A 23,829-nucleotide genomic window follows, 5' to 3' on the forward strand; every position below is an offset into this window, starting at 1 on the left:
GGTGGGACGGCCGCACGGGACGGGGCCGGTCCCGGGTCGTCGGCGGGCAATGGCAGCATGGGGCGCTGCTGTGGGTACGAAGCCCTATGCGTCGCCCGCACAGGGCGGGTGGTCGCCTCCGGACGGCGGCCACGAGCCGACACGAACCCGAGGGAGAGGCCGAGCATGGTGGACCGACAGGCTGACCTCGTCGCCGGGCGCTACCGGCTAATGAACCGGATCGGCTCCGGTGGCATGGGACACGTGTGGCTCGCCTGGGACGAGCGACTGAGCCGTGCCGTGGCCCTCAAGCAGCTGCGCTCCCCCGTCGGCCTGGACGAGGCCGACACCCGCGTCGCCCACGAACGTGCCATGCGGGAGGCCCGCAACACGGCCCGCCTCCACCACCCGAACGCCGTCCCCGTCTTCGACGTCGTCGACCACGACGGTCAGCCGTGCCTCGTCATGCAGTACCTCCCGTCGCGCAGCCTGCACGCCGTTCTGGCCGAGCGCGGACCCCTGCCGGTGCGCGAGGTCGCCAAGCTCGGCTGCGAGCTCGCCGCGGCGCTCGCCGCCGCCCACCGCGCCGACATCGTGCACCGCGACGTCAAGCCGGGCAACGTGCTCGTCGCCGAGGACGGCACAGCCCGCATCACCGACTTCGGGATCTCGCACGCCCTCGGTGACGCGTCCCTGACGTCGACCGGCATGGTCACGGGCACCCCCGCCTACCTGGCGCCAGAGGTCGCCCGAGGGGCGGCGTCGAGCCCGGCCTCCGACGTCTTCTCCCTCGGCGCCACGCTCTATGCCGCTGCCGAGGGCACGCCACCGTTCGGGACCGGCGACAACGCGATGGCCCTGCTGCACCGGGTCGCGTCCGGCTCGATCACCCCGCCCGGTGACGGTCCCCTCGCGCCCGTCCTGCTCTCGATGCTCGCCGCATCACCCGAGGACCGTCCGTCGATGCAGGACGTGTCGGCCGAGCTCGCCGAGGTCGCTGCCGGACGTCCGCCCCGCGGCGGAGCGGTGACCTCGGGCGACGGACCCGCCGACCGCCCTGACCGTACGCGTGTCCTGCCCGCCGGCGGAGCGGTGCGGGCCGCGGGAGCCGGGGCGGCAGCCGCGGCCGCGGGCGGCGCGTCGACGCACGATGGCGACCGCGGCGGCGACGACCTCGGCGGCGCGACCCCCGCCACCACGCGGTTGCCGACGGCCGGGGCACCCGACCCCACCGACACGCCGGGGTCGGCCACGCCACCCCCACCCGCCGACGTCGCGTGGCCGGAGGGCGGTGACCACGACGGCGAGGTCGATGACGTGGACCGCGGCGAGAGCCCGGGCCGCCGCCGGAGCGCTGTGCTCCTCCTGATCGCCGTGGTCGTGCTCGCCGGTGCCGGTCTCGCCGTCTGGGGCCTGCAGCGTGACGCGACCGACCCCGGCGGACAGGCTGCGCCACCCATCGCCTCCAGCACCTCCAAGGCCACGACGCGACCCACGACGGCGGCTCCCACCACGTCTCGGGCCGAGAGACCCTCGCCCTCGACGAGCGCGCCCCAGAGCCCACGACCCTCGCCGTCGTCGACGCCCACGACGGCGCCCTCGACGCCCTCGAACTCCACGACGACGACGGCTCCGGGCGGCCCGACGGACGCCGAGCTGGCCCGCGCCGTGCGGGACTACTACGCGCTGCTGCCCGGCGACACCGACGCCGGGTGGGCGCGCCTGACCGACCGCTACCGGTCCACGACGTCGGGCAGCCGCGCGACCTACGAGCGCTTTTGGGGCTCCGTCGACTCCGTCGACGTGCGCCAGGCGACCGGGTCGGCGCCGCGGTCGGTCGTCGCGACCCTGCGCTACGCCTTCGACGACGGGCGTCGCTTCGAGGAGCGGACGTCCTACTCGCTCGTGGACGACGGCGGGATCCTCAAGATCGACCGATCGTCGGTGCTGAGCAGCCGCCGGCTCTGACGACGGCCGGGCCGCTGCGGCAGCCGATGCGCCCCGAGGCCCCGCCGTCCGCGTTCGGGTGGCCGTGACTCAGATCTGGGGCAGGGCGCCGCGGACGGCGGGGTGCTCGGGGTGTGGCTCGACGGTGACGGGAGGACCGTCAGGGGCAGCGCCACATGACCAGTGAACGTGCAGAGTGCCCTGCTCGGTTCCGCGCCGCGCCGACCGGGGCCACGACGCTCGTCGTGCACACCTGCGCGAGACGCTCGAGCATCGCTGCCCGCTCGCTGCCGGTCATCACGGTCGCGAAGGTCTCGTCGTCGGCCGCCGTCACTGCGCTCATGGTGGTTCTCCCTGGTCGCGGCACCCGGCTCTACCCTGTGGCCGGTGTCCTTGGAGTAGGTGTACCAGTCGTAAAGGACGGATACGTCCCTATTGCCCGAATATCTGCAAGAAAGTCTCAAGAAATGTGCAAGGGATGGTCAGCCGACGGCCGCGGCCCGAAGGACGCGCGGCCGCCGGTGGGCCGTCGACCGACCGCTGGTCGACGGCCGGACGCCGGAGCTACATCCGCTCGGCGCCGTCCCTGATCGCCTCCCGGATGCGGGTGTAGGTGCCGCACCGACAGACGTTGCGTATGCCGTCGAGGTCGTCGTCGGTGATGGCGCGGCCCTCGGCACGCACCTTCCGCACGAGAGCGACCGCGGCCATGATCTGCCCGGGCTGGCAGTAGCCGCACTGGGCGACGTCCCGCTGGAGCCACGCCTCCTGCATGGGGTGCAGGTCGGCGCCCACCGTGTCGGGCAGTCCCTCGATGGTCGTGATCTCGTCGTCCGGACCGACGTCCTTGACCTGGACCGAGCAGGGGTTGAAGGCCTTGCCGTTGATGTGCGAGGTGCAGGCCTTGCAGACGTTGATGCCGCAGCCGTACTTCGGCCCGGTGATGCCGAGGACGTCGCGCAGGACCCAGAGGAGCCGGACGTCGTCGGCCACGTCGACGGTGACGGACTCGCCGTTCACCCGAAAGGTGTGCTGTGCCATGGGTGTGCTCCTCAGTGGGTGTGGTCGAGGCCGTCGGTGGGTGACGGCGGCACCGGTGGGACGAAGGTCTTCGGGGTGAACGACACGGTCCCGTGGTTGATGGGGAACCGCGTCGGGACGGTGCCCGTGGCCCGGGCGTAGGCACACGCCGTCGCGGCGACCGAGGCGGCCACACCGGCCTCCCCCGCGCCGCCCGGCAGCTCGGCGTCCGAGGGCATGACGATGCACTCGAAGGTCGGGGGCACGTTCCACTGCCGCGTGTAGAAGTAGTTGTCCCAGCTCGCCTCGAGGAAGTGACCGTCCTGCAGGTGGTTGCTGCTCGTCAGGGCGAGCGCGATGCCGTCGGAGACTCCGCCCATCATCTGCGCCTCCAGTCCGCGTGGGTTGACGACGAGTCCGGCGTCGATGGCGATGACCGCCTTGGTGACGCGTGGGCCGGTCACGGCATCGCGCACCTGCCGGTTCACCGTCTCGGGGCGGCAGTCGATCTCGACGAGGACCGCGGTGGCGCCCTTGTACTCAGAGTGGATCGCGATCCCCTGCGCGGTGCCGGCCGGCATCGAGCGTCCCCACTGGCCGACCTCGGCGACCTTGCGCAGACAGGCCTTGACGCGTTCGTTGCGCAGGAACGCCAGACGGAAGGCGAGGGGGTCCTTGCGCAGCTTCTTGGCGAGCTGGTCGATGAACAGCTCGTTGGCGCACGCGACGTCGGGTGAGTAGATGTTGCGCATGCTCCCGGTGTTGAAGCCCATGTCGACCTCGTTGAGCAGCTGGGTCACGACCCCGAAGTCGTAGGGCAGCTCCTGGGTCAGCGTGAAGATCGACTCGGCGAGACCGAGGTTGCCCAGACCGGCGGGCAGCTCGGAGGCCATCGCCGTCAGCCGCTCACCCAGCCCGTGCGAGAAGTCCGTCTTGATGCTCGTGTGCCGCTGCTCGAAGGTGAGCACCTCCCCCGCCAGCAGCGTGGCACGGATCCGTGACGTCGCCATGGGGTGCGTCCGCCCCTGGCGGGGCTCGTCGGCACGGTGCCACATGAGCTTGACGGGCTTGCCCATGGCCCGGGAGATCTTCGCAGCCTCGATGGCCGCATCGCCGAAGAGCTTGTGCCCGAAGGACCCTCCACCGGTCACGATGTTGACGGCGACGCGTGCGATCGGCAGGCCCAGGGCCTTGGCGATGTTGCGCTGGGCGACGATGGGAGCCTTGAGGCCTGCCCAGACGGTGGCGCGGTCGTCGCGCACGTCGGCGATGGCGCAGTTGGGCTCGAGGGCCGCGCTACTGCGGAACATGAACTCGAAGCGCAGGTCGACGGTCTGCGTCAGCAGGGGCACCTTGGGCACCGCCATCGGCAGCTCCGCCGCCTTGAGACGGCGCAGCACCGAGTCGTCCGACTCGCCCTCGACCGGACCGCCGTCCCACGTGACCCGGAGGGCGCGGACGGCGTCGATGCACTGGCCGAACGTCTCGGCGCGGACCGCGACTCCGGTGTCGACGACGACGACGTCGGTGACTCCGGGCAGTGCCTGGACCGCCGCGAGGTTGTCGACGCTGCGCGGCGAGCCGTTGAGCGTCGGGGGTCGGCACACCATCGTCGGCAGCGCGTCGGGCACGTCGAGGTCCATGGTGAACCGCTTGCGCCCCGTCACGGCCTCGAGTGCGTCGACCCGGTTGCGGGGCGTGCCCACGACGTCGAACGAGGTGACCGGAGCGAGCTCGACGTCGACGGCCGTGGTCGTGGAGCCGGCGGCGGGACCCGACAGCTCGGCATACGTCCGGCTGCTGCCGTCCGGCGCCGTCACGACGCCGCCCTTGGCCACGAGCGAGGCGACCGTGGCGCCGAGGGCTGTCGCCGCAGCCTCGAGGAGGGCGCCGCGGGCCACCGCGGCCGCCACCCGGATCGGCGTGAACATCGACTGCATGGTGTTCGAGCCGCCGGTGAGCTGGTTGAAGACGAGCTCGGGGCGTGCGGGCGCCAGCGTCACGCGTACGTCCTCGACGGGCATCGCGAGCTCCTCGGCGATGATCATGGCCGCAGCCGTCGTGATGCCCTGCCCGACCTCCATGCGCGGGATCGCGAAGTGCGCCAGTCCGTGGTCGTCGACCGTGATGGTGATCAGCTGTGACGTCGGCAGCGCCGAGTGGGTCTGGAGGTCGCCGAGGTCGTAGAGCTCGGGCACCTGCGGTGCGCTCGGGACCGCGGCGGAGGCGGGGGCAGCGCCGCCGACCTCCGCCGCGACCGTGAGTGTGGCCCCTGCCACGACGAAGCCTATGAACCGCCTCCGGCTGACGCCGCCGGGTGGCGAACCCGGGGCTCGGGCGGGGCTCTGGACGTGCGGGTGGCCGGGGGTCGTCGTCATCGACTGGGGTCCCTTCTCGGAACGAGCACGTGCAACCGAAAGTGCCGGGGGTGGGGCGGGCTGCACGTGGTGGTGCCTCCGTGGTTCGCCGCACGGGCGGATCCGGATTGTCCTGCCCCAACGAGCCGGTGTGTGCCGATGTCACGCCCGCGGCGCGATGACGGCCCTACAGTGAGCCCCGTGCCCGGTCAGGTCGATCCGACGCCCAGCCCGAGCAACGGGCGCGCCGCCGATGTCGTCGACGTCTTCGTCTACGTCGTCGTGCTCAACCTCTTCGTCGAGTACTTCCCGGCCGTCATCAGTGAGACCTTCACGCTGTCGCTGCTCACTGCGGTCCTGCTCAAGGGCGTCCTCGAGGTCGTCGTCGCGGTGAAGAAGCGCGCGAGGTGGCGGTTCACCTCGGCGCGCAGCGCCGCGGGAAAGGTCGGCGCGGGCCTGCTGCTCTGGGGCGTCCTCGTCGGCAGCAAGTTCGTCGTGCTCAAGACCGTCGACCTCGTCTTCGGCGACAGCGTCAGCCTCGGCGGGTTCGTGTCGGTGACGCTGCTCATCCTCGCGCTCCTGGTCAGCCGCCTCGTCGTGCGCCGCCTGCTCGCGCCGGCGCGACGGGTTCCGGGGCCTGCCGGCTGAGGCCTCGACGCGGGCCCGCGAGGCTGCGACAGTGGGCTCATGTCCCTCGAGACGTGGTGGTCCGCGGTGAGGCCCGAGACCCGCGACTGGCTCGTCGCCCACAACGGCGAACCGCTACCGGTGGACGTCGTCGACGACATCACGCGCGTCAGTGGTCCCGTCGATCCGGACGCGTGGTGGGTCGCCGGCAGCGGCCCCGCTGGACTGCAGCTCTCGGACGCGGCCGTCGACTGGGTCGAGGCCGTGGCCAACGGTGAGGGTCCCCCGGAGCCCTAACCGACCTCGGCGAGCCACTCGTCGACGAGGCGCACCCGACGCACGTGCGGGTGGAAGTAGAAGACGCTCTCGTGGACGATGTCCCCCGCGACGACGACGTGGTCGAGCCGCCCGAGCTCGGCGCGCGCCAGCGCCGCCCCCAGCTCGACGAAGAGTCCTCGCCCGGGCTCCTCGCCCGATGCGACGACGACCACGGCGTCGGCCGCCATGACTCCGCCGAGGTCGGTCCGGGCGATCTGCGCCGACCGTTCGGGCCAGGCGGCGTAGTCGTCGGCGAGGTCGAGCTCGAGCGTCCAGTCGTGCGTCAGCGTGTGACCGGCGGCCTCGATCGCGCGCTGCACCGTCCTCACGGCGGCGGTGTCGGCGAGCTGACCGGCGACGTAGACCTTCATGGGCGCTCCTGGGTCGGCTGGAGGGGCGGCGGTGTGCACACCCTGCCACCGGGTCACGACGGTCGGGTCAGGACGGTCGGGTCACGACGGTCGGGTCACGACGGTCGGGTCAGGACGTTCGGGCCCCGCCCACCCGAGAACCTTCGACGGCCCGGCTCAGCGCGGCAGGCGCGAGGTCCCGAGGTCGATGACGTCACTCGCCACCTGGTCGAGGTCTCGGTCGGTCACCTCGGCGTGACCGCGCAGCAGCGCGTGGGCCTCGTCGGCGGTCAGGCCGCGGTGCAGCATCACGAGGTCGACGGCCACGGCGAGGTCGATGCCGTCGGACGTGCCCGATCGCCTCATGGGCGCGGTGGCCCGGTCGATGGTGCCCTCCGAGCGGCCACGACGGGATCCGGGCGCTGGTGACGTGCTCACGCGGCATGCATACCCGGCGGCCGGGCGCTCCTTTCACGGCGACGCTGCACGGCGTTCCTCTCGTCGATGCGGAGGACGGGCCGGAGCACGCCCCGGCGAGTGACGGGTGGAGAAGGCCGATCATCCGGAGCGCGTTTGTCGCGCCGGAACCTGTTGTGAGCAGTGGCGTGGCGCTCAGTTCGGGGACACCGGGGCAGCGCACCGGGGGCCGTCGAACGCGCGCAGCCGATCGTCTCGATGCACCCCCCATCGTCGATTTGGAGGAGTCATGGCTCTCCTGCCCCATCGCCGCCCCCGACCGGGGTGGCACCCGTGAGCGCGGCCTTCCGCAGCACCGAGGCCGCCACGGGCGGGGTCGACGGCCCGGCCACGTCCGCGCTGCTCCGGGCCGGCCGGTTCTTCACGCGGTGGGAGGAGTCCGACGACGGGCGTGCCGTCTTCCGTGAGGGCGGGCGGGCCGGCGACGTCTTCTACCGCGACCGGTGGAGCCACGACAAGGTGGTCCGCTCGACCCATGGCGTCAACTGCACCGGCTCCTGCTCGTGGAAGGTCTACGTCAAGGACGGGATCATCACCTGGGAGACGCAGCAGACCGACTACCCGTCCGTCGGCCCCGACCGCCCGGAGTACGAGCCCCGCGGCTGCCCGCGCGGAGCCGCGTTCTCCTGGTACACCTACTCCCCTACTCGCGTGCGCTATCCCTACGTCCGCGGTGTCCTCCTCGAGATGTACCGCGAGGCCAAGGCCCGCCTCGGGGACCCGGTCGCCGCCTGGCACGAGATCACGACCGACCCGGAGAAGCGCCGCCGCTACCAGAGCGCTCGCGGCAAGGGCGGCCTCGTGCGTGCGTCGTGGGGCGAGGCCGTCGAGATCGCCGCCGCCGCGCACGTCCACACGATCAAGGAGTACGGCCCCGACCGCGTCGCCGGCTTCTCGCCGATCCCCGCGATGTCGATGGTGTCGCACTGCGTCGGCACCCGCTTCATCCAGCTCATCGGCGGCGTCATGACGAGCTTCTACGACTGGTACGCCGACCTGCCCGTCGCGAGCCCGCAGGTCTTCGGCGACCAGACCGACGTGCCCGAGTCGGGCGACTGGTGGGACGCGACGTACCTCATGATGTGGGGCTCCAACGTCCCGGTGACCCGGACGCCCGACGCGCACTGGATGGCCGAGGTCCGCTACCGCGGCACGAAGGTCGTCACCGTCAGCCCCGACTACGCCGACAACACGAAGTTCGCCGACGAGTGGATGCCCGCCCAGGCCGGCACCGACGCCGCGCTCGCGATGGCGATGGGTCACGTGCTCCTCAAGGAGTTCTTCGTCGACCGCGAGGTCTCCTTCTTCACCGACTACGTGCGCACCTACAGCGACCTCCCCTTCCTCATCCGTCTCGAGGCCCCCGAGGAGGCGTATGCCGCCGCGTCGGGTGCCGGTGCCACCGCTCCCCTCGTGCCCGGCAAGTTCCTCACCGCCGCCGACCTCGCCGCCGAAGGGAGCACGGCCCCGGACGAGGACGCCTGGAAGACCGTGCTGCTCGACGACGTGACCGGTCAGCCGGTCGTGCCGAACGGCTCGATGGGCTTCCGCTACGCGGACTCCGGCAAGGGGCGCTGGAACCTCGACCTCGACGGGGTCAGCCCAGCGCTCACGATGGCCGGCGACGCCGCCGAGGCCGTCGAGGTGCTGCTGCCGGCCTTCGTCGAGCCCGACGGCACCGGCTCGGTCCTGCGCCGAGGGGTGCCTGCTCGCCGCGTCGCGGGTCACCTCGTGACGACCGTCTACGACCTCATGCTCGCGCAGTACGGCGTCGAGCGAGAAGGGCTGCCGGGTAGCTGGCCGACGGGCTACGACGACGTGACCGCGCCCTACACGCCGGCGTGGCAGGCCGAGATCACCGGCGTGCCCGCCGAGCAGTGCATCCGCATCGTGCGCGAGTTCGCGACGAACTCCGAGCAGTCACAAGGGCGCTCGATGATCATCATGGGTGCGGGCATCTGCCAGTGGTTCCACGGCGACGCGACCTACCGCGCGATCCTCTCGCTGCTCGTCCTCACCGGCTGCATGGGTCGCAACGGTGGCGGCTGGGCGCACTACGTCGGCCAGGAGAAGTGCCGACCGATCACCGGCTGGATCTCCCTCGCCAACGCCCTCGACTGGGGCCGGCCGCCGCGCACCATGACGGGCACGTCGTACTGGTACATGCACACCGACCAGTGGCGCAACGACGGCTACTCCGCGGACTCGCTCAACTCGCCCCTCGCCAGAGGGCATCTGGCCGGCAAGCACACCGCCGACACCATCGCGCAGTCCGCCCGGATGGGGTGGATGCCGTTCTACCCGCAGTTCGGCGCCAACCCGCTCCAGGTGGCGCAGGACGCCCAGGCCGCCGTCGACGCGGGCACCGCCGCCAGCCCGGCGGCATACGTGGCCGGTGCTCTCCACGACGGCACGCTGACCTCGGCCATCGAGGACGTCGACGCCCCCGAGAACTGGCCGCGCACCCTCGTGCTGTGGCGGAGCAACCTCATGGGCTCCTCGGCCAAGGGCAACGAGTACTTCCTGCGCAACCTGCTGGGCACGCACCACAACGTCCTCGGCAGCGAGAACCCTCTGGCACCAAGGCCTTCCGAGGTGAAGTGGCACGACGAGGCGCCGGAGGGCAAGCTCGACCTGCTGCTCTCGGCCGACTTCCGCATGACGTCGACGACCCTGCTGTCGGACATCGTGCTCCCCGCCGCGACGTGGTACGAGAAGCACGACCTCAGCTCGACCGACATGCACCCGTTCGTGCACGCCTTCACCCCGGCCATCGACCCGCCCTGGGAGGCCAAGAGCGACTTCGAGCTGTTCCACCTCCTCGCCGAGAAGCTCTCGGACCTCGCGCGCACCCACCTCGGCGTGCGCCAGGACCTCGTCAGCGTGCCGCTCATGCACGACACCCCCGGCGAGACGGCGCAGCCCGGCGGGCGGGCCGTCGACTGGCGGGCCACGGGGGTACATCGGGTCGCCGGGCGTGACGGGGGCGGTGTCGCGGCACTTCTGGGCGCTGACCTGGCGGTCGTGGTTGACGACGACCTTCTCGTCCTTGGTGACCTGCGTGTCGAGCTCGAGCGTGGGGACGCCGAGGCGCATCGCCTTGGCGAATCCCTCGAGGGACTCCGCGGTCGTCATCCCGATGCCGCCGCGGTGGGCCTGAAGGTCGAAGTGCGTCTTCTGCGGCAGGACGGCGCGAGCGCCGGACTCCCCCGCGCCTTCGAGCGTGACGGCAGCCCTGGGGGGTGATGGCGGCGACGGCGCCGCTGGCCCCGGCGCCTCCGGCGGCGACGGCGGGGCCGAGGGTCAGGGCGGCCAGGGGTCCGGCGAGGGCCAGGCTGACGAGGAGACGGCGTACGGGCATCGGAGATCCTTCACTCGGGGCTGGGCTGGCCCCTCGACGCTATGGATCTCCCGCCCGGACGGGGTGGCCGCGACGTGGCGTCTGCGTGAACCCTCGCCGAACGGACGAACCGGACATCGGTCGGGCGATCGGGCGGGCGCAGACGGTGAGACCCCGAGCCGCTCTCGTCGCTGGCGTCGTGAGGCTCGCGGGGCCGGCCGCGCGTCACGAGGATCGGCGTCTCAGGCCTTCCTGGCAGCGGACACGTCGACGCACAGGACTCCCCTGTTGCCGTCCTGGTCGGCCATCACGGTGAGCCCGGGCGCGTCGCTGTCATCGACGACGGTCCCGCCCGCAGCGAGGACGGCGGCGATCCGCTCGTCCGCCACCTCGGGCGCCACGTAGACCTCGACGTGGAACCGCTGGCGCGGGGAGTCCTGCTCGTCGGCGTCACCGAACCACAGGTTCGGCACACGTCTCGTGGCGTCCCGGATCTCGTCACTGGGCGTCCCGCGACCCTGGGAGTCGGCGCTGCCGGTCAGCAGGGCGGCCCACACCGGGGCGATGGTCGCCGAGCGCCTCGTGTCGAGCCCGAGCTCGATGTCGCTGACCGACGCCGGGTCTGCATCGAGGTGGTGGTCCGCGGCGATCTCGGTGATCCGTCGCGCGAGGTCGACGTCCTGCTGCGTCACCCACTCGACGACGTGCTCGGTGCCCTCGTCGTCGCGGTAGATGGCGTCGTCGCTGACGAGCTTGAGGTCGACGACACCGTTGCCCATGGACACGCGCGGGTGGTGGCCGAGGGCATCGCCCGCGTCGCCCACCGCCGCGACGAACCGAGCGCCGGTGCCGAAGTCGTCGACGAGGTAGCGGGCGTGCAGGCCTTGGGCCAGCTTGCGCCAGTCGGTCAGGTCGGCCTCGGCGATCTGTGCGCTCTTCAGCATGTCCATACACGGGGACCCTAGCCGCGACACGAGCCTCGGTGCCCCGGAGAGGCAGCACGGTCTCCGAGCGCACCGCACACCCCTCCCGCGTCACGTCGGCCACCACCCGTCTGGCGCGGGTGCCTGACCACCATCGATCGCGCCGGGAACGGGCTTGGACGTCAGTGCGCCTCGAGGACGAAGAAGAGGAAGCAGATGAAGGCGGTCCGGCCACCGATGTCCGGTGGGAGGAGGTCTCGTGGGGTGTCGGGCGAGAAGGGGGGCTCGCTGATGACGGCGATGCGGAAGCCAGCCTCGGTGAACGCGTCGCTCATGGCGTGCAGCGGCCGGTGCCAGTACGTGAGCACCGCGGGCCGGCCGTCGAAGAGGTACTCCTCCGAGTAGCGGGTGACGGAGAAGTAGTCGGCATCGGGGTCGCTCGACTCGAGGATGCGTGGGTGGTTGACCGACAGGAGGAGGCGGCCTCCGGGCTTGAGGATGCGCCGCAGCTCGGCCAAGGGCGCCGTCCAGTCCTCGAGGTAGTGCAGCACGAGGGAGCAGATGACGTCGTCGAAGGTTGCATCGGCATACGGCAGAGGCTGGCTGAGGTCGGCCACTCTCAGGTCCGCCTCCGCGCCGAGGCGCTGCCGTGCCAGCTCGAGCATGGCCTGGCTCGAGTCGAACCCGCTCACGTGGGCGCCCCGCGAGCGGAGGTCCTCGGACAGGGGCCCGGAGCCGCAGCCGGCATCGAGCACGCGACGCCCCTCGACATCGCCGGCCAGCTCGACCATCGCCGGTCGTGCGTAGTAGGCGTTGAAGAGGCCCGTCTCGTTGGCCTTCGCGTAGCTCTCGGCGAAGCTGTCGTAGTGGTCGGCTCGCACACGTCCCTCTTCCCTGGGTGCCCCCCGGCCGGGAGCGACGTGCCAACGTTGGCACAGGGAAAGGCACGGTGCCCGCCCGGCGCCTCCGGTCCCGGCACTCTCATGTCGTCGTTCTCTACGAGGCCGCCGACCTGCTCGGCCACCGGCCCTCGTCGGCACCGCCGCTCGGCGGCAGGTGCGACCGCTGACCTCGCGCACGGAGGACGGCGGCGGGTGACGCGTTTCGCAGAACGGGGTGACCGCTACGAGAGGAACGCCCGCATCGCGGCGAGCACGTCGTCACGGCGGTCGATGAAGAGGTAGTGGCTGGCCTGGAGCTCGATGACGTGGGCATCCGCCGTCTCTGCGGCGAAGCGGTCACGACACGCGACCCGCCAGATCGCCTCCGGCCCCTGCCACTGGTCCCCGAGCGCGTAGATCGCCAGCGCGGGTGCGGTGATGTCGGAGTAGGGATGACGGAACGCCTTGAGGGCCTGAACGAACGGCGCGGCAGCCACGGAGGAGAACGTGTCCACCACTGACCCGTCCTCCTGGGTCTCCACGGAGGTGCGCAGCATCGCGTCGAGGGCGGGTCCCCGGATGTCGTCGGGGAGCAATGAGTGGACGACGTCGACGTAGTCCTCGTACGAGGCGAACCGCTCCGGGCTCGCGGCCTCTTCCGGCCACTCCGGTGTGGGGCTGTCGGCCCAGTCGTAGGCCCCGTCGAGATAGACGATGCTGGCCACGCGTCCGGGATGACGAGCGGCCAGGGCCGAGACCTCACCCCCTCCCATCGAGTGCCCCGCGACGTGGGCACGCTCGATGCCCAGGGCGTCGAGCAGCCGTCGCGCGTCTTCGGCAGCGTCGGCGAGCGCGTGGCCGCCCTCGACGCGGTCGCTCAGGCCGTGCCCGCGCCTGGTCAGGGCGAGCACCCTGAACCGGTCGCTCAGGTGCGGGGCCAGCTCGGCGAAGACGTGGGCGGTGCCGCCCAGTCCTGCCAGCAGCAGCAGCGGGTCTCCGTCGCCGCCCCAGTCGAGGTAGTGGAAGCGGACACCGTCGAGCGTGACGAACTCGTCGGAAGGTATGTCGATGTGACCCGGCACCCGGTGACCGTACCGCGACGGCCCAGCACGCGGACACGCTCCTGAACGGGCCCCAGCAGTGCACGGTCCCGTCGGCTGGAGCTCGGCGACTTCTGGCCCTAGCAGGGCAGGGCGCCGTGTGCGTGCCGCTGCAGGACGAATGGTGCCCGCACGGGAATGGCACCCGACGGTGAACCTTGTCCCGGACGCCGGTCGTCCGGAAGCGGTCCTAGCGTGTGTGGATGGCAACGTCTACACAGCCTGCGGACGCGCAGCGAGGGTACGCAGTCGCACGACTGGACGAGATCGACGTGCTGGCCGACGGTCCGGGTCGTTACCGGCCTGTACGGCACCACTTCGGCATCACGAGCTTCGGGGTGACCGCATGGGTGGGCTCTGACGGTGACGCCATCATCAACGAGTTCGACGAGGACTCCGAGCCGGCCGAGGAGCTCTTCGTCGTCGTCAGCGGGCGAGCGGTCTTCGAGCTCGAGGACGAACGCGTGGAAGCGAGCCCTGGCACTCTCGTGTTCACCAGACAGGGCACCCGGCGCACAGCCGTCGCGGCCGAGCCGGCAACCACCGTCCTCGTCTTCGACGGCACACCGGGCAAGGCGTACGACGCGACCGGCTGGGAGCTGTGGGCACCGCTGAGACCGCTCTACGACGAAGGCGAGCACGACGAGCTGAGCGCTCGACTCGAGGAAGCCGTCGCCGCCAACCCCGGGTATCCGATGCTCGCCTACAACCTGGCCTGCTGCGAGAGCCTCCGCGGCCGCCCGGCCGAGGCGATACGTCATCTCCGGCACGCCATCGACGCCTCGGAGAAGTACCGGGCAGATGCACGCGCCGACGCCGACTTCGTTCCGATCCGTGACGAACCAGAGTTCAAGGAGCTCGTCGGCGAACAGTGATCGAGGGCTGCCAGCTGGGTGGCCAGGCCGACGGTCCCCTGGAAACCGATGGAGCGGTCCTTCGTCGCGTTGCTACGGTGCGGCAACCCCAGTAGCCACCGCCAAGGACCCGCCGATGCACCACCTGTGAGACCTCTCGAGCGCTGATTCGTCGCGCGACGCGAATGCGCGTCGCGCTCCTTTCGCTTTCGAACCTCTCACGGGAACCGGTGCATCTCTGTGCCCAGAATCTGGGTCGTCGTACCCACCTGCCTGCCCACCATCGTCCGACGCTGTCACGCCTGTGGTTCCGAACGGTTTCGCACGAGCGGCAAGTTCCGCGTCAACGCCAACCACAAGCTGCTCGACTCCTGGCTCCTGGCCCTGTGCACCATCTGCGGCGACACCACGAAGCTCACGGTGCTTGAACGGATCAACGTCCGGTCGGTGAGGCATGAGCTCTTGGACCGCCTGCACCACAACGACCCCCGTCTGGCGGCCGAGCTGCTCGCGGATCCGACGGTGCGGCGACGTAACCGCGTCGCGCTCGACTGGGACAACGCCTGGCGCCTCGACACCTCTGAACCGCTTGACCTGGTGGACGAGGACGCCGAGGTCGTCGTGCGCTTCGCAGCGCCGATCCCCGTCCGACCGACACGACTGATCGCCGAGGGCCTCGGCCTCTCGCGGGCCGAGGTCGAGAAGCTCATCGCCGAGGGGAGGCTGAGATCCAGTGTCCGCCTGAGCGGCAGACGCTCCGGAGAGTTTGCATTCACACTCGAGCGCTGAGTCGTCCGACCGTGTGGCCCGCGACGAAGACGTCGCAAGCCTCGCTGTGGCGTCTCGATCTGGTGCTCGGCACGGCGGCGGAGCCGCTCACCCGGCTGACGCCACGCCGACGACGCCGAATGTCCGCGACCGCGGCTCCCGAGGTGCAGGGTCCCCCGTCAGCGACTCTCGACGTACCAGGTCTCCTGGATGGAGCGGCGCATCGCCAGCCGCTGCCGGGTCTGGGCGACGATGCCGACCAGGGCAAGCACCAGCAGGGTCACGTACCAGCCCCAGCTGGCTTGCACCGCCTGCGTGAAGTTGCCCCGGGTGAAGTCGGCGGAGTCGATCGCGCCCACCAGCAGCATCAGACCGGCGACGACGCTGACCGCCCCGGCGATCGAGCTGACGACAGCCAGCACGATCATCGGCAGGTTGCCGATGACCGCCACCAGGCCGAGCACGGCGCCGACGGCGATGCCCGCCAGCACGGCAACCCAGTTGCAGTCGATGCCCAGGGCGACGACGAGGCCCGAACCGATCGCGAAACCGAACGCAGCCATGGCGAGAACGACGGCCACAGCGAAGTAGAGGTATGCGAGGAGGGCGAAGATCAGGGCGCAGACGAAGCCCGCCACCCAACCCAGCACGGTGCCGAGGACACGCTCATCGGCAAGCTCAGCGAAGAGTCCTGCCCCGAAAGCAAATCCGGCGAAGAAGCCCCAGATGGGGAGGACCAAGCGCAGCAGCAGCTGTCCGGCGAAGAGCATGAAACCACCGGCTATGATGGCGAAAAGGCCCAGGATGATGTCTGCCATGCCCCAATGTAGGGCTCCCGCCCGCCGGCCCGCGCGCGAACGCAGCACCTCGGGAACTACGCACGGTCGGGTGGCGCCGGACCGTACGTACCGCCGCTCCGTCCGGTCCCTGACGTCGGTGCACCCGAAAGCACCGCCTGCGCCGTCGTCGTCTCGCTAGTCTCGTCCTACGCGCGGAAGGGCTGCAGTCGGGCCGACCATGGAGTGTGACCCGCCGCGGACCCACGGATGGCGTCGGGTGAGGGAGCGGTGAGATGAGCGCAAGGAACACGCGGTCGATGACCTTCCGCGCGAGCACCGGCGAGGCGGTCACGGCGCTCGAGGACGCAGCGCGCCGCGCGGGGATGCAGCACCTCTCCTCTGATGCTGCGACCGGCGTCTTCGTCTTCACCGCAGGGCGGGTGGTGCTCTCGTTCGGGGAGAAGGTCACTGCCTGGATCCGTGAGATCACTCCGGGCACCGTGCAGGTGACGCTGTCCTCGAACCTGCAGTTCGGCCTGGGGAACATCGGGCGCGACGGTGGCAGCCGGGACCGCATGGGTGACGCCCTGGCACAGCTCCTCCCGCCGGCCGCATAGGGTGCGACGTCGCGCCCGACGAGCGAGCGCGGGGTTTCGTCGCCTCCGGTGCGCGTTGTCTCGAGGTCTAGAGCACCTGGGAGAGGAAGCGCTGGAGACGCTCGGTCTGCGGGGCCTGGAAGAGCTGGTCGGGCTCCGCCGACTCGACGACCCGTCCGTGGTCCATGAAGAGCACCTGCTGCGCCACGGACCGTGCGAAGCCCATCTCGTGGGTCACGACGAGCATCGTCATCCCATCGGACGCGAGGTCGGCCATCGTGGCGAGGACTCCCTTGACGAGCTCAGGGTCGAGGGCCGAGGTCGCCTCGTCGAAGAGCATGACCTCCGGCTCCATGGCGAGGGCCCGGGCGATGGCCACCCGCTGCTGCTGACCCCCGGAGAGGTTGCCGGGGCGCACGTCGGCCTTGTGGGCGAGGCCGACCCGCTCGAGGTGGTGCTTTGCCTGCTCGGCCGCCGCGTCCTTCGAGAGCCCCTTGAGCCTGGTCAGGCCCAGGGTGACGTTGGCTCGGACGGTCTTGTGCGGGAAGAGGTTGAAGTGCTGGAAGACCATGCCCACCCGCTGGCGCAGCTCGTCGGGGTTGTCGCGCAGCACGCTCCGGCCGTCGAGGAGCACGTCTCCCCGCTCTGGCTCGAGAAGCCGGTTGACGACGCGCAGCAGCGTCGACTTGCCCGAGCCCGAGGGCCCGATGACGCAGGCCGTGGTCGCCGCCGGCACGTCGAGGTCGACGCCGCGCAGGACCTGGTTCGACCCGAAGGAGAGGTGCACGTCCCGGGTGGAGACGGCGACCCCACGGACCGTGGCGGGCGTGTCGGTCATGGTCGTGCGGCCGGGGGTCATCGTGCCTCCTGGGTCAGGGCGAGCGGCGCGTCAGCCGGTCGGTCGTCGCTGCCCACGTCGTCGGGCGGCGCGGCGCCGTCCGCGCGTCGGCCGTCACGCAGCCGGCGGTCGACGGCGTTGACGACGTGCGTCAGCGGGACGGTGACGAGCAGGTAGAACAGCCCCGCGAGCACCAGCGCCGACTGGTTGCCGGTGTTGGCCGCGGCGTCCTGCCCGATCCGGAAGAGGTCGCGCTGGCTGGCGAGCAGGCCGAGGAAGTAGACGAGCGAGGACTCCTTGATCAGGGCGATGAACTGGTTGACCAGGGCTGGGAGCACCCGGCGCACCCCCTGCGGGATGACGACGAGCTGCATCCCCGAGGGCCGGCTGAAGCCCAGGGCTCGCGCCGCCTCGAGCTGGCCGTCGTCGACGCTCTGGATGCCCGACCGGAAGATCTCGCCGATGTAGGCGCTCGCGATGAGCGACAGCGCCAGGATGCCCAGCGGGTAGGGGTTCGGACCCCAGATCTGCAGTCCCACGGGAGACAGGCCGACCCCGATGAGCAGGATCGTCACGGCAGCCGGGAGCCCGCGGAAGACGTCGGTGAAGACCCTCGCGGGCCAGCGCAGCCAGCGTCGGTGCGAGAGCCCGCAGACGGCGAGCACCATGCCGAGCACGGTGCCGATCACCGCCGAGGTGAGGGCCAGGATGAGCGTGTTGGGCAGGCCGACGCGCAGCAGGTCGGGCAGCGCCTCGCGCATGGCGTCGAGGTCGAAGAACGTCTCCCGCAACGTGGTCAGGATGTCCATCCGGCCCTCCTCTCGGTGGGGGTGCGGCTACGGCGTCGGGTCACTGGGCGGCGGCGGAACCGCTGCCCGGCTCGAAGTCAGCCGGGATCTCTCGGCTCGGGTAGTACTGCTTCTGGAGCTTGGCCCACGTGCCGTCGGCGACGACCGCGTCGATCCCCTTGTCGAGCGCGGCGCGCAGCTTGTCGTTGCCGGGGGCGACGGCGTACGCGATGCCGCCCGGGTCGAGCTGCTTGGCCACGGCGAGCACCTTGCCGCCCGAGTCGCCCGCCGTCTTCTCCCCGATCTCGGCCGGGGTGATCCACGCGTCGGCCGTGCCGGCGCGGAGCTGGTTCAGCGCCGCGTTGTAGTCGGGGACGCGGACCGGGTCGAGGTTCTCGCGCGTGGCGTAGTCGTCCTGGACGGTGCCCTGGACGACGACGACCCGCTTGCCGGCGAGCTGGTCGAAGGAGGTGATGCTCGAGCCCTTCGGCACGTCGAGGCCGAGGAAGCCGAAGTCGTACTTGTTCGTGAAGTCGACTGTCTTCTTGCGCGCCTCGGTGATGCTGATCGACGAGGAGCCGACGTCGAACTTGCGGGTCTTGACCTGGGCGAGGAGCGAGCTGAACTCCGTCCCGACGAACTCGACCTCGAGGCCGAGCTTGGCGGCCACGGCCGTCAGCAGGTCGTTGTCGAAGCCGGTGAACTTCCCGTCCTTGAGGAAGACGTTCGGCGGCGCGTCGGTCAGGGTGCCGGCGCGCAGCGTGCCGGGCTGCTGGAGGTCGTAAGGGTTGTCGGCCGACCCCTGGCTCGCGGACGACCCGCCGGCGCAGGCGGCCAGCGAGAGCGAGACGAGGGCGACGGCGGCGGCCGTGAGGGAGCGCTGGAGCAGTGGCATGGGTGTGGTCCTTCTCGTTCGGGCAGGTCAGGGCGCGCCGAGGCCCGGCTCGCCGGGCAACGGTGCTGGCTGGTGGGGAACGGGCGTGCCGCACGCCGAGCGCCACGCGAGGCGCGTCGGCGGTGCGGCTAGGGACAGCGCCGCGAAGCGGCAGACATCCGGGGTCGCGCGACGTTCACCTTCAAAAGGTTATAGGACACTTAACTCGACGTGATAATCGGGGTATCGCCGTCGACGGACGGGACGGCCGCGCTCTGCCGGGTCGCACAGCGACGGCGGTGGCCCCCTCTGGACCGAGGTCGAGCTCTCCTGCGACCCGCCCGGGCGCAGGGCTGACGTCGTGACCGGGTCCCGATCACCCACGGAGGGGGAATCGGCACTCCCCCCTGCCCGGCACGATCGGGAGACGACCACCCCGCCACCACGAGGAAGATGAGGCCGCTGTGAACCCGGTGCTCGCGTTCGTCATCGTCATGCTCGTCTGGACCGTCAGCGACCTCGTCGCGAAGAAGACGCAGTCACTGCTGTCCTCGCTCTTCGTCGCCTCGATCATCTTCCTCGTCGGCTTCCTCACCGACGTCTTCCCCGAGGACCTCCTCGCGAGCTCGAGCCTGCTCGCGCTCGCCGGCGTCGTCGTCGGCTTCGTCATCGTCCACCTCGGCACGATGATCAGCCTCGACGACTTCAAGAAGCAGTGGAAGACGCTGCTCGTCGGCATCGCCACTGTCATCGGCATCGGGCTGGCCCTGCTCCTCGCCGGTCTCGTCTTCGGACCCAAGATCTCGGGCGCCGCTGCGGACGGCTACGCGCAGGCGCTCGACTTCGTGATCGCCGGCACGGGCGCGTTGAGCGGCGGCACGATCTCGGTGCTCATCGTCCAGGAGGCCGCCCTCGGAGTCGGCCTGACGAGCATCGCCGTCTTCCCCGTCCTCATCGCCGCACTGCAAGGTCTCATCGGCTTCCCGCTCACCTCGATCATCCTGCGCCGCGAGGCCGCCCGTCTCAGGGAGGAGTACCGCGCGGGCACGCTTGCGCCCGTTGCGGTGGCGGGAGCGGCCGCCGCCGCCGGCGGCGGTGGTGGCCGGGGCGAGGAGGCGGCGAAGGCGTCCGCACCACCCGCTCCGGAGACGAAGCTCCCCGCCGCCCTGCAGACGACCGCCGGCACGCTCTTCATCGTCGGGGTCGTCGTGCTCGTCAGCCTCGGCATCAACAACCTGACCGACGGCATCCTCAACACCTTCGTCGTGGCCCTGCTCTTCGGCATCGGGCTGCGGACGACCGGCGTGTTCAAGCCCTCGGTCCTCTCCGGCATCGACGCCTTCGGCCTCATGATGATCGCCATCATGATCCTCGTCTTCGGACCACTGGCCACCGTCAAGCCCTCCGACGTGTCGGCGCTGGCCGGGCCCCTGCTCATCGCCTTCCTCTTCGGGATCGTCGGCATCGCCGGCTTCGCGGCGCTCGTCGGCAAGCTCCTCGGCTACAGCGTCCCGATGTCCGTGGCGATCGGGCTCACCTCGCTGTACGGCTTCCCCGGCACGATGATCCTGTCCCAGGAGGCCGCCAAGGGGGCCGGGGAGACTCCCGAGGAGGTGGCCGCGATCGAGAACGAGATCCTGCCCAAGATGATCGTCGCCGGTTTCTCCACCGTGACGATCACGTCCGTCATCATCACGAGCATCATCGCCGGCCGGATCGGCGGCGGCTGAGCCGTCGCGCTCCCGTCGCCCTTCCGTCAGCGCCCGGTCACGGGGCCATCGCGGCATACCCGGAGGCGTCGTGGATCGCCAGTCCGGCATACGTCGCGTAGGCGCTCGCGCCGGCGTCCACCTGCGCCAGCTGGGTCTCCATGGCGGTGCGGGTCCAGCCGTAGAACGTCTGCTTCGTGTCGACCGCAGTGGCGCCGAGGTAGTTGGTCTCCTGGCCGAGGCGGATGGGCTTGCCCAGCGAGGCGCCGGCCGCGAGGGCCGATGCCGCGACGTCGAGCGTCCCGTCCGTGCCGGTGGCGCTGCTGCGGTAGGACATCACCGTGACGCCGGCCGTGCGCTTCATGATCTCCCGATCCAGGGTCGATGCCGACCCCGTGGACGCGACGGCGTGGATCGTGTTGAACCAGAAGGGGATGTCCGCCTCGATCGGGGCGGCGCCGGCACTGGCCTTGAGCTTGTCGAGCAGGCTGAGGTACCTGCTGACGACGGTGGCCTGGTTGGTGCTCCACGCGGGCGTCGAGTAGGGCTCGACGTCGACGTGGATGCCCGTGAAGAGCCCCGAGCTCTTGGCCGGCTTGAGCCAGTAGGTGACGACCCACGCCGGGTTGTCCACCCATCCCGGGTCACCGCCGAGCGCGTCCACACGGATCCCGGCGGCACGGGCCCGGTTGCTCAGTGTCGTGATGTTCGGCAGCTGGGTCGACGTCGCGAGGTTCGGCGGGACGGCGACGAAGAGCTGGTCGATGCCGGTGCTCACGGCGAGGTCGACGGTGGCCGCGGGGGTGCTCGTGTCCCACACCCACATGGCCCGGGCGTCCTGGGCCGACGCCGCGACGGTGGTCACCGTCCTGACCTTGGGGGCCGCGGCTGCGCCGGGAGCCGTGGCGAGCAGGGCTGCAGTGGTGCCCGCGAGGGCCAGGGCCCCGGCGACGAGGCGAGTGGCGCGGGCACGACGGGTGATGAGCATGAGAGGACTCCGGGACGAGGGGTGGCGACCAGCCCTCCGAATTGTCCGGATTGCGCAAGACTCGCGCAGCCGTTTCGCAAGATTGCCGCAAGATTCCCACTGACGACCTCAGCGCCGTGGCCCGGCGAGGACTGTCAGGTCGGGTCCGGCTGGGCGCGCTCGACGAGGATCGCCAAACGACGGAGCGCCTCGCGGTTGCGGCGGTCGAGTACGACGTCGCGCACCGGCTTCGGGACGAGCTTCGCGGGCCCCTTCGTCGCGTCCTCCTCCATCGTCACCTCGGTACCGGCTCCGCTCGCACGACAGGTGATCCGCACGACGCCCTCACCGGACGGCCACGCGCGCACGGTCAGCTCGAGCAGGTGCGGGCGCTCGCACCGGCGCACCGTCGTCGTGTCGTCGATGAGGAGCGGCCACGCGCCGACGGAGTGGTGGATGTGCGTGTCCGGCTCCGGCCAGCCGGGGGTGACGTCGCGCACGCGCGAGGCGCCGACGACCCACTGGCTGTAGCTCCACCCGTCGGCGAGGACGTCGAAGACCGCCTCGGGAGTGCCGTGGACGGTTCGTGTCGTGGTGCTCATGTGCGCCTCCAAGGCGGTTGGATCTTGTGGTGCCACAGGGCTGCCCGTGCGGCGTTGGCTCCGCAGGCACCGTGCACGCCGCCACCGGGGTGGGCCGAGGCGGAGGCGAGGTAGAGGCCCATGACCGGCGTCTCGGATCGTCCGGCCCCGGCGACGGGCCGGAAGACGAGCTGCTGCTGGAGTCCTGCAGTGCCGCCGTTGAGCGCTCCCCCGACGAGGTTGCTGTCACGGGCCTCCAGCTCGTGCGGGCCGAGGACCCGTCGTGCCGTGATCCGGTCACGGAAGCCGGGTGCACGGCTCTCGATGCGCTGCTCGATGCGTTCGCCCATCGCCTCGAGGTCGCCCTCGTCCCACGTGCCGCGCACCTGACGGACCCCGGGCCGCCCGGCGGCCGCGTCACCCCGGACCCTTTGGGGCACATGGGTGTACGCCCACAGCGACTCCCCCCCGGCAGGCACCCTGGAGGCGTCGGCCACACCCATCTGGCCGACGAGCAGGAACGGCCGGTCCGGCACGAGTCCGGCAGCCACCTGTCCCCCGGTCAGGGTCATCTCGTCCATCGAGTCGGCGACGTGCACCGTGCCGGGGGCCGCAGCCGGTGCGCCCTCCCACGGGACCGGGCCGTCCAGCGCCCAGTCCACCTTGACGGTGGAGGGGTCCCACTCGAACCGCGCCATCCGGTGGCGCAGCCGGGTCGGCAGGACGTCCCACGTCACGAGCCCGCCGTAGAGCGCGGGTGCCGACACGTCGGCGAGGACGGCGCGGCGGACGCGGATCTCGCGGGACGCGGTCCGCACGGCGACCGCGCGACCGCCCTCCACGCGTACGCCCTCGGCCCGCTCGCCGAGGCACAGCTCGCCGCCCCTCGCCTCCAGCCGGCTCACCATGGCCGTCGACAGCCGGCCGGCCCCGCCCCGCGGGACGGGGAAACCGACGGACTGTCCCAGCAGCGCGAGCAGCAGACCCATCGCCGCCGAGCCCGGGGACTCGAGGCCGATGTCGGCATGACCGGCGTTGCCGGCCACGAGCATGCGCGCCGCCTCGCCGCGGAAGAGCCGCTCGGTCAGGCTCCGGGCCGGCATCGCCATCTCGCGCAGCAGCTCCAGCCCACCGGGGCGGAGCACCTGACGCGCGAGGCCGGCGCCTGCACGCACGGGGGGAAAGGGGCTGAGGAGGCCGCGCAGCACGTCGTCGCCGACGCGGTCCCACGTCTCACAGAGGGCGAGCCAGGCCTCACCGTCACCGGATGCGTGCTCGTCCAGCGCCGACGCGGTGGCCGCCCGGTCCCGGTGGAGCACTGCCCATCGACCGTCGCCGAACGAGTGGCCGAGGACGGATGGGGCGTGCGACCACTCGAGCCCGTGCTCCTCGAGACGGAGCCGACGGATGGTGGGCGACGCGGCCGCGAGGGGGTAGAAGGAGCTGAAGGTGTCGTGCACGTGGCCGGGCGCGACGGAGTCGTCGCTGGAGACCGCTCCCCCGGGCCGGTCCTGCTCCTCGAGCACGACGACCGACCACCCCGCGTCGACGAGGAGGTTGGCCGCCACGAGCCCGTTCGGTCCGCTGCCGATGACCACTGCATCCGTCGTCGTCACGATGTCCCTTCGTCCGCCTCCTGCTCGACGTACCCCCCGCAGGGCCGGACGAACCCGAGGTGCGCACGGGGTCCGCGCCCGCTCTGGGTATGACACCGGTGGACGTCCAGGGCCGACCCCTCGTCTGCAGCACCCACCCC

Annotated in this window: 22 protein-coding genes and 2 pseudogenes; 8 read left to right on the forward strand and 16 right to left on the reverse strand. The window is 71.2% G+C overall.

Annotation, left to right across the window (positions count from 1 at the left end):
• Nucleotides 1-165 precede the first annotated feature (165 nt).
• Nucleotides 166-1,947 (forward strand): serine/threonine-protein kinase, encoded by a 1,782-nt coding sequence (locus ACSSS0_RS01540; RefSeq protein ID WP_487229792.1) that lies wholly within the window; start codon nt 166-168, stop codon nt 1,945-1,947.
• A gap of 139 nt (nt 1,948-2,086) precedes the next feature.
• Here the strand turns inward: ACSSS0_RS01540 and ACSSS0_RS01545 are convergent, their stop codons facing one another.
• From ACSSS0_RS01545 to ACSSS0_RS01555, 3 genes are all read right to left on the reverse strand, one after another.
• Complete coding sequence (locus ACSSS0_RS01545) at nt 2,087-2,269, reverse strand: hypothetical protein (protein WP_435985684.1); 183 nt, start codon at nt 2,267-2,269, stop codon at nt 2,087-2,089.
• A 221-nt stretch (nt 2,270-2,490) separates the two neighbouring features.
• Nucleotides 2,491-2,967 (reverse strand): (2Fe-2S)-binding protein, encoded by a 477-nt coding sequence (locus tag ACSSS0_RS01550; protein WP_487229793.1) that lies wholly within the window; start codon nt 2,965-2,967, stop codon nt 2,491-2,493.
• An 11-nt stretch (nt 2,968-2,978) separates the two neighbouring features.
• Entirely contained in the window at nt 2,979-5,225 is a 2,247-nt protein-coding gene (locus ACSSS0_RS01555) for a molybdopterin cofactor-binding domain-containing protein (protein WP_487229794.1), read from the reverse strand.
• Between the two features lie 279 nt (nt 5,226-5,504).
• On the opposite strand from ACSSS0_RS01555, the gene ACSSS0_RS01560 reads away from it, so the two are divergent.
• On the forward strand, nt 5,505-5,951 hold the full coding sequence (locus tag ACSSS0_RS01560) for a hypothetical protein (protein ID WP_487229795.1): 447 nt from the start codon (nt 5,505-5,507) through the stop codon (nt 5,949-5,951).
• Between the two features lie 39 nt (nt 5,952-5,990).
• Entirely contained in the window at nt 5,991-6,227 is a 237-nt protein-coding gene (locus ACSSS0_RS01565; RefSeq protein ID WP_487229796.1) for a hypothetical protein, read from the forward strand.
• Here the strand turns inward: ACSSS0_RS01565 and ACSSS0_RS01570 are convergent.
• Both ACSSS0_RS01570 and ACSSS0_RS01575 read right to left on the reverse strand, forming a co-directional pair.
• Nucleotides 6,224-6,619 carry a nucleoside 2-deoxyribosyltransferase gene (locus ACSSS0_RS01570; RefSeq protein WP_487229797.1) on the reverse strand — a complete coding sequence of 132 codons (396 nt, stop codon included), beginning with the start codon at nt 6,617-6,619 and terminating at the stop codon, nt 6,224-6,226. The genes ACSSS0_RS01565 and ACSSS0_RS01570 overlap by 4 nt on opposite strands.
• A gap of 156 nt (nt 6,620-6,775) precedes the next feature.
• Nucleotides 6,776-7,036, reverse strand: a complete 261-nt coding sequence (locus tag ACSSS0_RS01575) for an ANTAR domain-containing protein (protein WP_487229798.1) — start codon at nt 7,034-7,036, stop codon at nt 6,776-6,778.
• 303 nt (nt 7,037-7,339) lie between these two features.
• On the opposite strand from ACSSS0_RS01575, the pseudogene ACSSS0_RS01580 reads away from it, so the two are divergent.
• Nucleotides 7,340-10,057, forward strand: a pseudogene (locus tag ACSSS0_RS01580) (nitrate reductase subunit alpha); the annotation flags it as partial.
• Between the two features lie 87 nt (nt 10,058-10,144).
• On the opposite strand, the pseudogene ACSSS0_RS01585 reads toward ACSSS0_RS01580, so the two are convergent.
• The 4 genes and pseudogenes from ACSSS0_RS01585 to ACSSS0_RS01600 all read right to left on the reverse strand — a co-directional run.
• Nucleotides 10,145-10,210, reverse strand: a pseudogene (locus ACSSS0_RS01585) (hypothetical protein); the annotation flags it as partial.
• 447 nt (nt 10,211-10,657) lie between these two features.
• Nucleotides 10,658-11,365, reverse strand: coding sequence for a VOC family protein (locus tag ACSSS0_RS01590; protein ID WP_487229799.1), 708 nt, complete (start codon nt 11,363-11,365; stop codon nt 10,658-10,660).
• A 155-nt stretch (nt 11,366-11,520) separates the two neighbouring features.
• Nucleotides 11,521-12,219 (reverse strand): class I SAM-dependent methyltransferase, encoded by a 699-nt coding sequence (locus ACSSS0_RS01595; protein WP_487229800.1) that lies wholly within the window; start codon nt 12,217-12,219, stop codon nt 11,521-11,523.
• Nucleotides 12,220-12,461: 242 nt separating this feature from the next.
• Nucleotides 12,462-13,301, reverse strand: a complete 840-nt coding sequence (locus ACSSS0_RS01600) for an alpha/beta fold hydrolase (RefSeq protein WP_487229801.1) — start codon at nt 13,299-13,301, stop codon at nt 12,462-12,464.
• Between the two features lie 356 nt (nt 13,302-13,657).
• On the opposite strand from ACSSS0_RS01600, the gene ACSSS0_RS01605 reads away from it, so the two are divergent.
• Together ACSSS0_RS01605 and ACSSS0_RS01610 are read left to right on the forward strand one after the other, a co-directional pair.
• On the forward strand, nt 13,658-14,194 hold the full coding sequence (locus ACSSS0_RS01605; protein ID WP_487229802.1) for a cupin domain-containing protein: 537 nt from the start codon (nt 13,658-13,660) through the stop codon (nt 14,192-14,194).
• Between the two features lie 219 nt (nt 14,195-14,413).
• Nucleotides 14,414-14,962: a DUF1062 domain-containing protein gene (locus ACSSS0_RS01610; protein WP_487229803.1), complete on the forward strand. Its 549-nt coding sequence runs from the start codon at nt 14,414-14,416 to the stop codon at nt 14,960-14,962.
• Nucleotides 14,963-15,120: 158 nt separating this feature from the next.
• Here ACSSS0_RS01610 and ACSSS0_RS01615 read toward each other — a convergent pair whose 3' ends face one another.
• On the reverse strand, nt 15,121-15,759 hold the full coding sequence (locus tag ACSSS0_RS01615) for a DUF4203 domain-containing protein (protein WP_487229804.1): 639 nt from the start codon (nt 15,757-15,759) through the stop codon (nt 15,121-15,123).
• A 254-nt stretch (nt 15,760-16,013) separates the two neighbouring features.
• On the opposite strand from ACSSS0_RS01615, the gene ACSSS0_RS01620 reads away from it, so the two are divergent.
• On the forward strand, nt 16,014-16,337 hold the full coding sequence (locus ACSSS0_RS01620; RefSeq protein ID WP_487229805.1) for a hypothetical protein: 324 nt from the start codon (nt 16,014-16,016) through the stop codon (nt 16,335-16,337).
• A gap of 67 nt (nt 16,338-16,404) precedes the next feature.
• Here the strand turns inward: ACSSS0_RS01620 and ACSSS0_RS01625 are convergent, their stop codons facing one another.
• From ACSSS0_RS01625 to ACSSS0_RS01635, 3 genes are read right to left on the reverse strand one after another with little or no spacing between them, the layout of a single operon-like run.
• Nucleotides 16,405-17,154, reverse strand: coding sequence for an amino acid ABC transporter ATP-binding protein (locus ACSSS0_RS01625; protein ID WP_487231174.1), 750 nt, complete (start codon nt 17,152-17,154; stop codon nt 16,405-16,407).
• Between the two features lie 17 nt (nt 17,155-17,171).
• Nucleotides 17,172-17,963 (reverse strand): amino acid ABC transporter permease, encoded by a 792-nt coding sequence (locus ACSSS0_RS01630; RefSeq protein WP_487229806.1) that lies wholly within the window; start codon nt 17,961-17,963, stop codon nt 17,172-17,174.
• A gap of 40 nt (nt 17,964-18,003) precedes the next feature.
• Nucleotides 18,004-18,837, reverse strand: a complete 834-nt coding sequence (locus tag ACSSS0_RS01635) for an ABC transporter substrate-binding protein (RefSeq protein WP_487229807.1) — start codon at nt 18,835-18,837, stop codon at nt 18,004-18,006.
• Between the two features lie 443 nt (nt 18,838-19,280).
• Between ACSSS0_RS01635 and ACSSS0_RS01640 the strand changes: the two genes are divergently transcribed.
• Nucleotides 19,281-20,546: a hypothetical protein gene (locus ACSSS0_RS01640; protein WP_487229808.1), complete on the forward strand. Its 1,266-nt coding sequence runs from the start codon at nt 19,281-19,283 to the stop codon at nt 20,544-20,546.
• Between the two features lie 37 nt (nt 20,547-20,583).
• On the opposite strand, the gene ACSSS0_RS01645 is transcribed toward ACSSS0_RS01640, so the two are convergent.
• From ACSSS0_RS01645 to ACSSS0_RS01655, 3 genes are all read right to left on the reverse strand, one after another.
• Nucleotides 20,584-21,513 carry a hypothetical protein gene (locus ACSSS0_RS01645; protein WP_487229809.1) on the reverse strand — a complete coding sequence of 310 codons (930 nt, stop codon included), beginning with the start codon at nt 21,511-21,513 and terminating at the stop codon, nt 20,584-20,586.
• A 134-nt stretch (nt 21,514-21,647) separates the two neighbouring features.
• A complete protein-coding gene (locus ACSSS0_RS01650; RefSeq protein ID WP_487229810.1) occupies nt 21,648-22,094 on the reverse strand; it encodes an SRPBCC family protein in 447 nt (148 codons plus the stop codon).
• On the reverse strand, nt 22,091-23,689 hold the full coding sequence (locus tag ACSSS0_RS01655) for a phytoene desaturase family protein (RefSeq protein ID WP_487229811.1): 1,599 nt from the start codon (nt 23,687-23,689) through the stop codon (nt 22,091-22,093). The genes ACSSS0_RS01650 and ACSSS0_RS01655 overlap by 4 nt, the downstream gene beginning before the upstream one ends.
• Nucleotides 23,690-23,829: the final 140 nt, after the last annotated feature.

The sequence above is a fragment of the Terrabacter sp. R4-6 genome (assembly GCF_057529065.1).

Bases quoted from the DNA above. Each gene is read 5' to 3' on its own strand.
- ACSSS0_RS01545 (WP_435985684.1), bottom strand. From the start codon at position 2,269: ATGAGCGCAGTGACGGCGGCCGACGACGAGACCTTCGCGACCGTGATG.
- ACSSS0_RS01650 (WP_487229810.1), bottom strand. From the start codon at position 22,094: ATGAGCACCACGACACGAACCGTCCACGGCACTCCCGAGGCGGTCTTC.
- ACSSS0_RS01645 (WP_487229809.1), bottom strand. From the start codon at position 21,513: ATGCTCATCACCCGTCGTGCCCGCGCCACTCGCCTCGTCGCCGGGGCC.
- ACSSS0_RS01625 (WP_487231174.1), bottom strand. From the start codon at position 17,154: ATGACCGACACGCCCGCCACGGTCCGTGGGGTCGCCGTCTCCACCCGG.
- ACSSS0_RS01565 (WP_487229796.1), top strand. From the start codon at position 5,991: ATGTCCCTCGAGACGTGGTGGTCCGCGGTGAGGCCCGAGACCCGCGAC.
- ACSSS0_RS01540 (WP_487229792.1), top strand. From the start codon at position 166: ATGGTGGACCGACAGGCTGACCTCGTCGCCGGGCGCTACCGGCTAATG.
- ACSSS0_RS01550 (WP_487229793.1), bottom strand. From the start codon at position 2,967: ATGGCACAGCACACCTTTCGGGTGAACGGCGAGTCCGTCACCGTCGAC.
- ACSSS0_RS01630 (WP_487229806.1), bottom strand. From the start codon at position 17,963: ATGGACATCCTGACCACGTTGCGGGAGACGTTCTTCGACCTCGACGCC.
- ACSSS0_RS01635 (WP_487229807.1), bottom strand. From the start codon at position 18,837: ATGCCACTGCTCCAGCGCTCCCTCACGGCCGCCGCCGTCGCCCTCGTC.
- ACSSS0_RS01570 (WP_487229797.1), bottom strand. From the start codon at position 6,619: ATGAAGGTCTACGTCGCCGGTCAGCTCGCCGACACCGCCGCCGTGAGG.
- ACSSS0_RS01590 (WP_487229799.1), bottom strand. From the start codon at position 11,365: ATGGACATGCTGAAGAGCGCACAGATCGCCGAGGCCGACCTGACCGAC.
- ACSSS0_RS01615 (WP_487229804.1), bottom strand. From the start codon at position 15,759: ATGGCAGACATCATCCTGGGCCTTTTCGCCATCATAGCCGGTGGTTTC.
- ACSSS0_RS01620 (WP_487229805.1), top strand. From the start codon at position 16,014: ATGAGCGCAAGGAACACGCGGTCGATGACCTTCCGCGCGAGCACCGGC.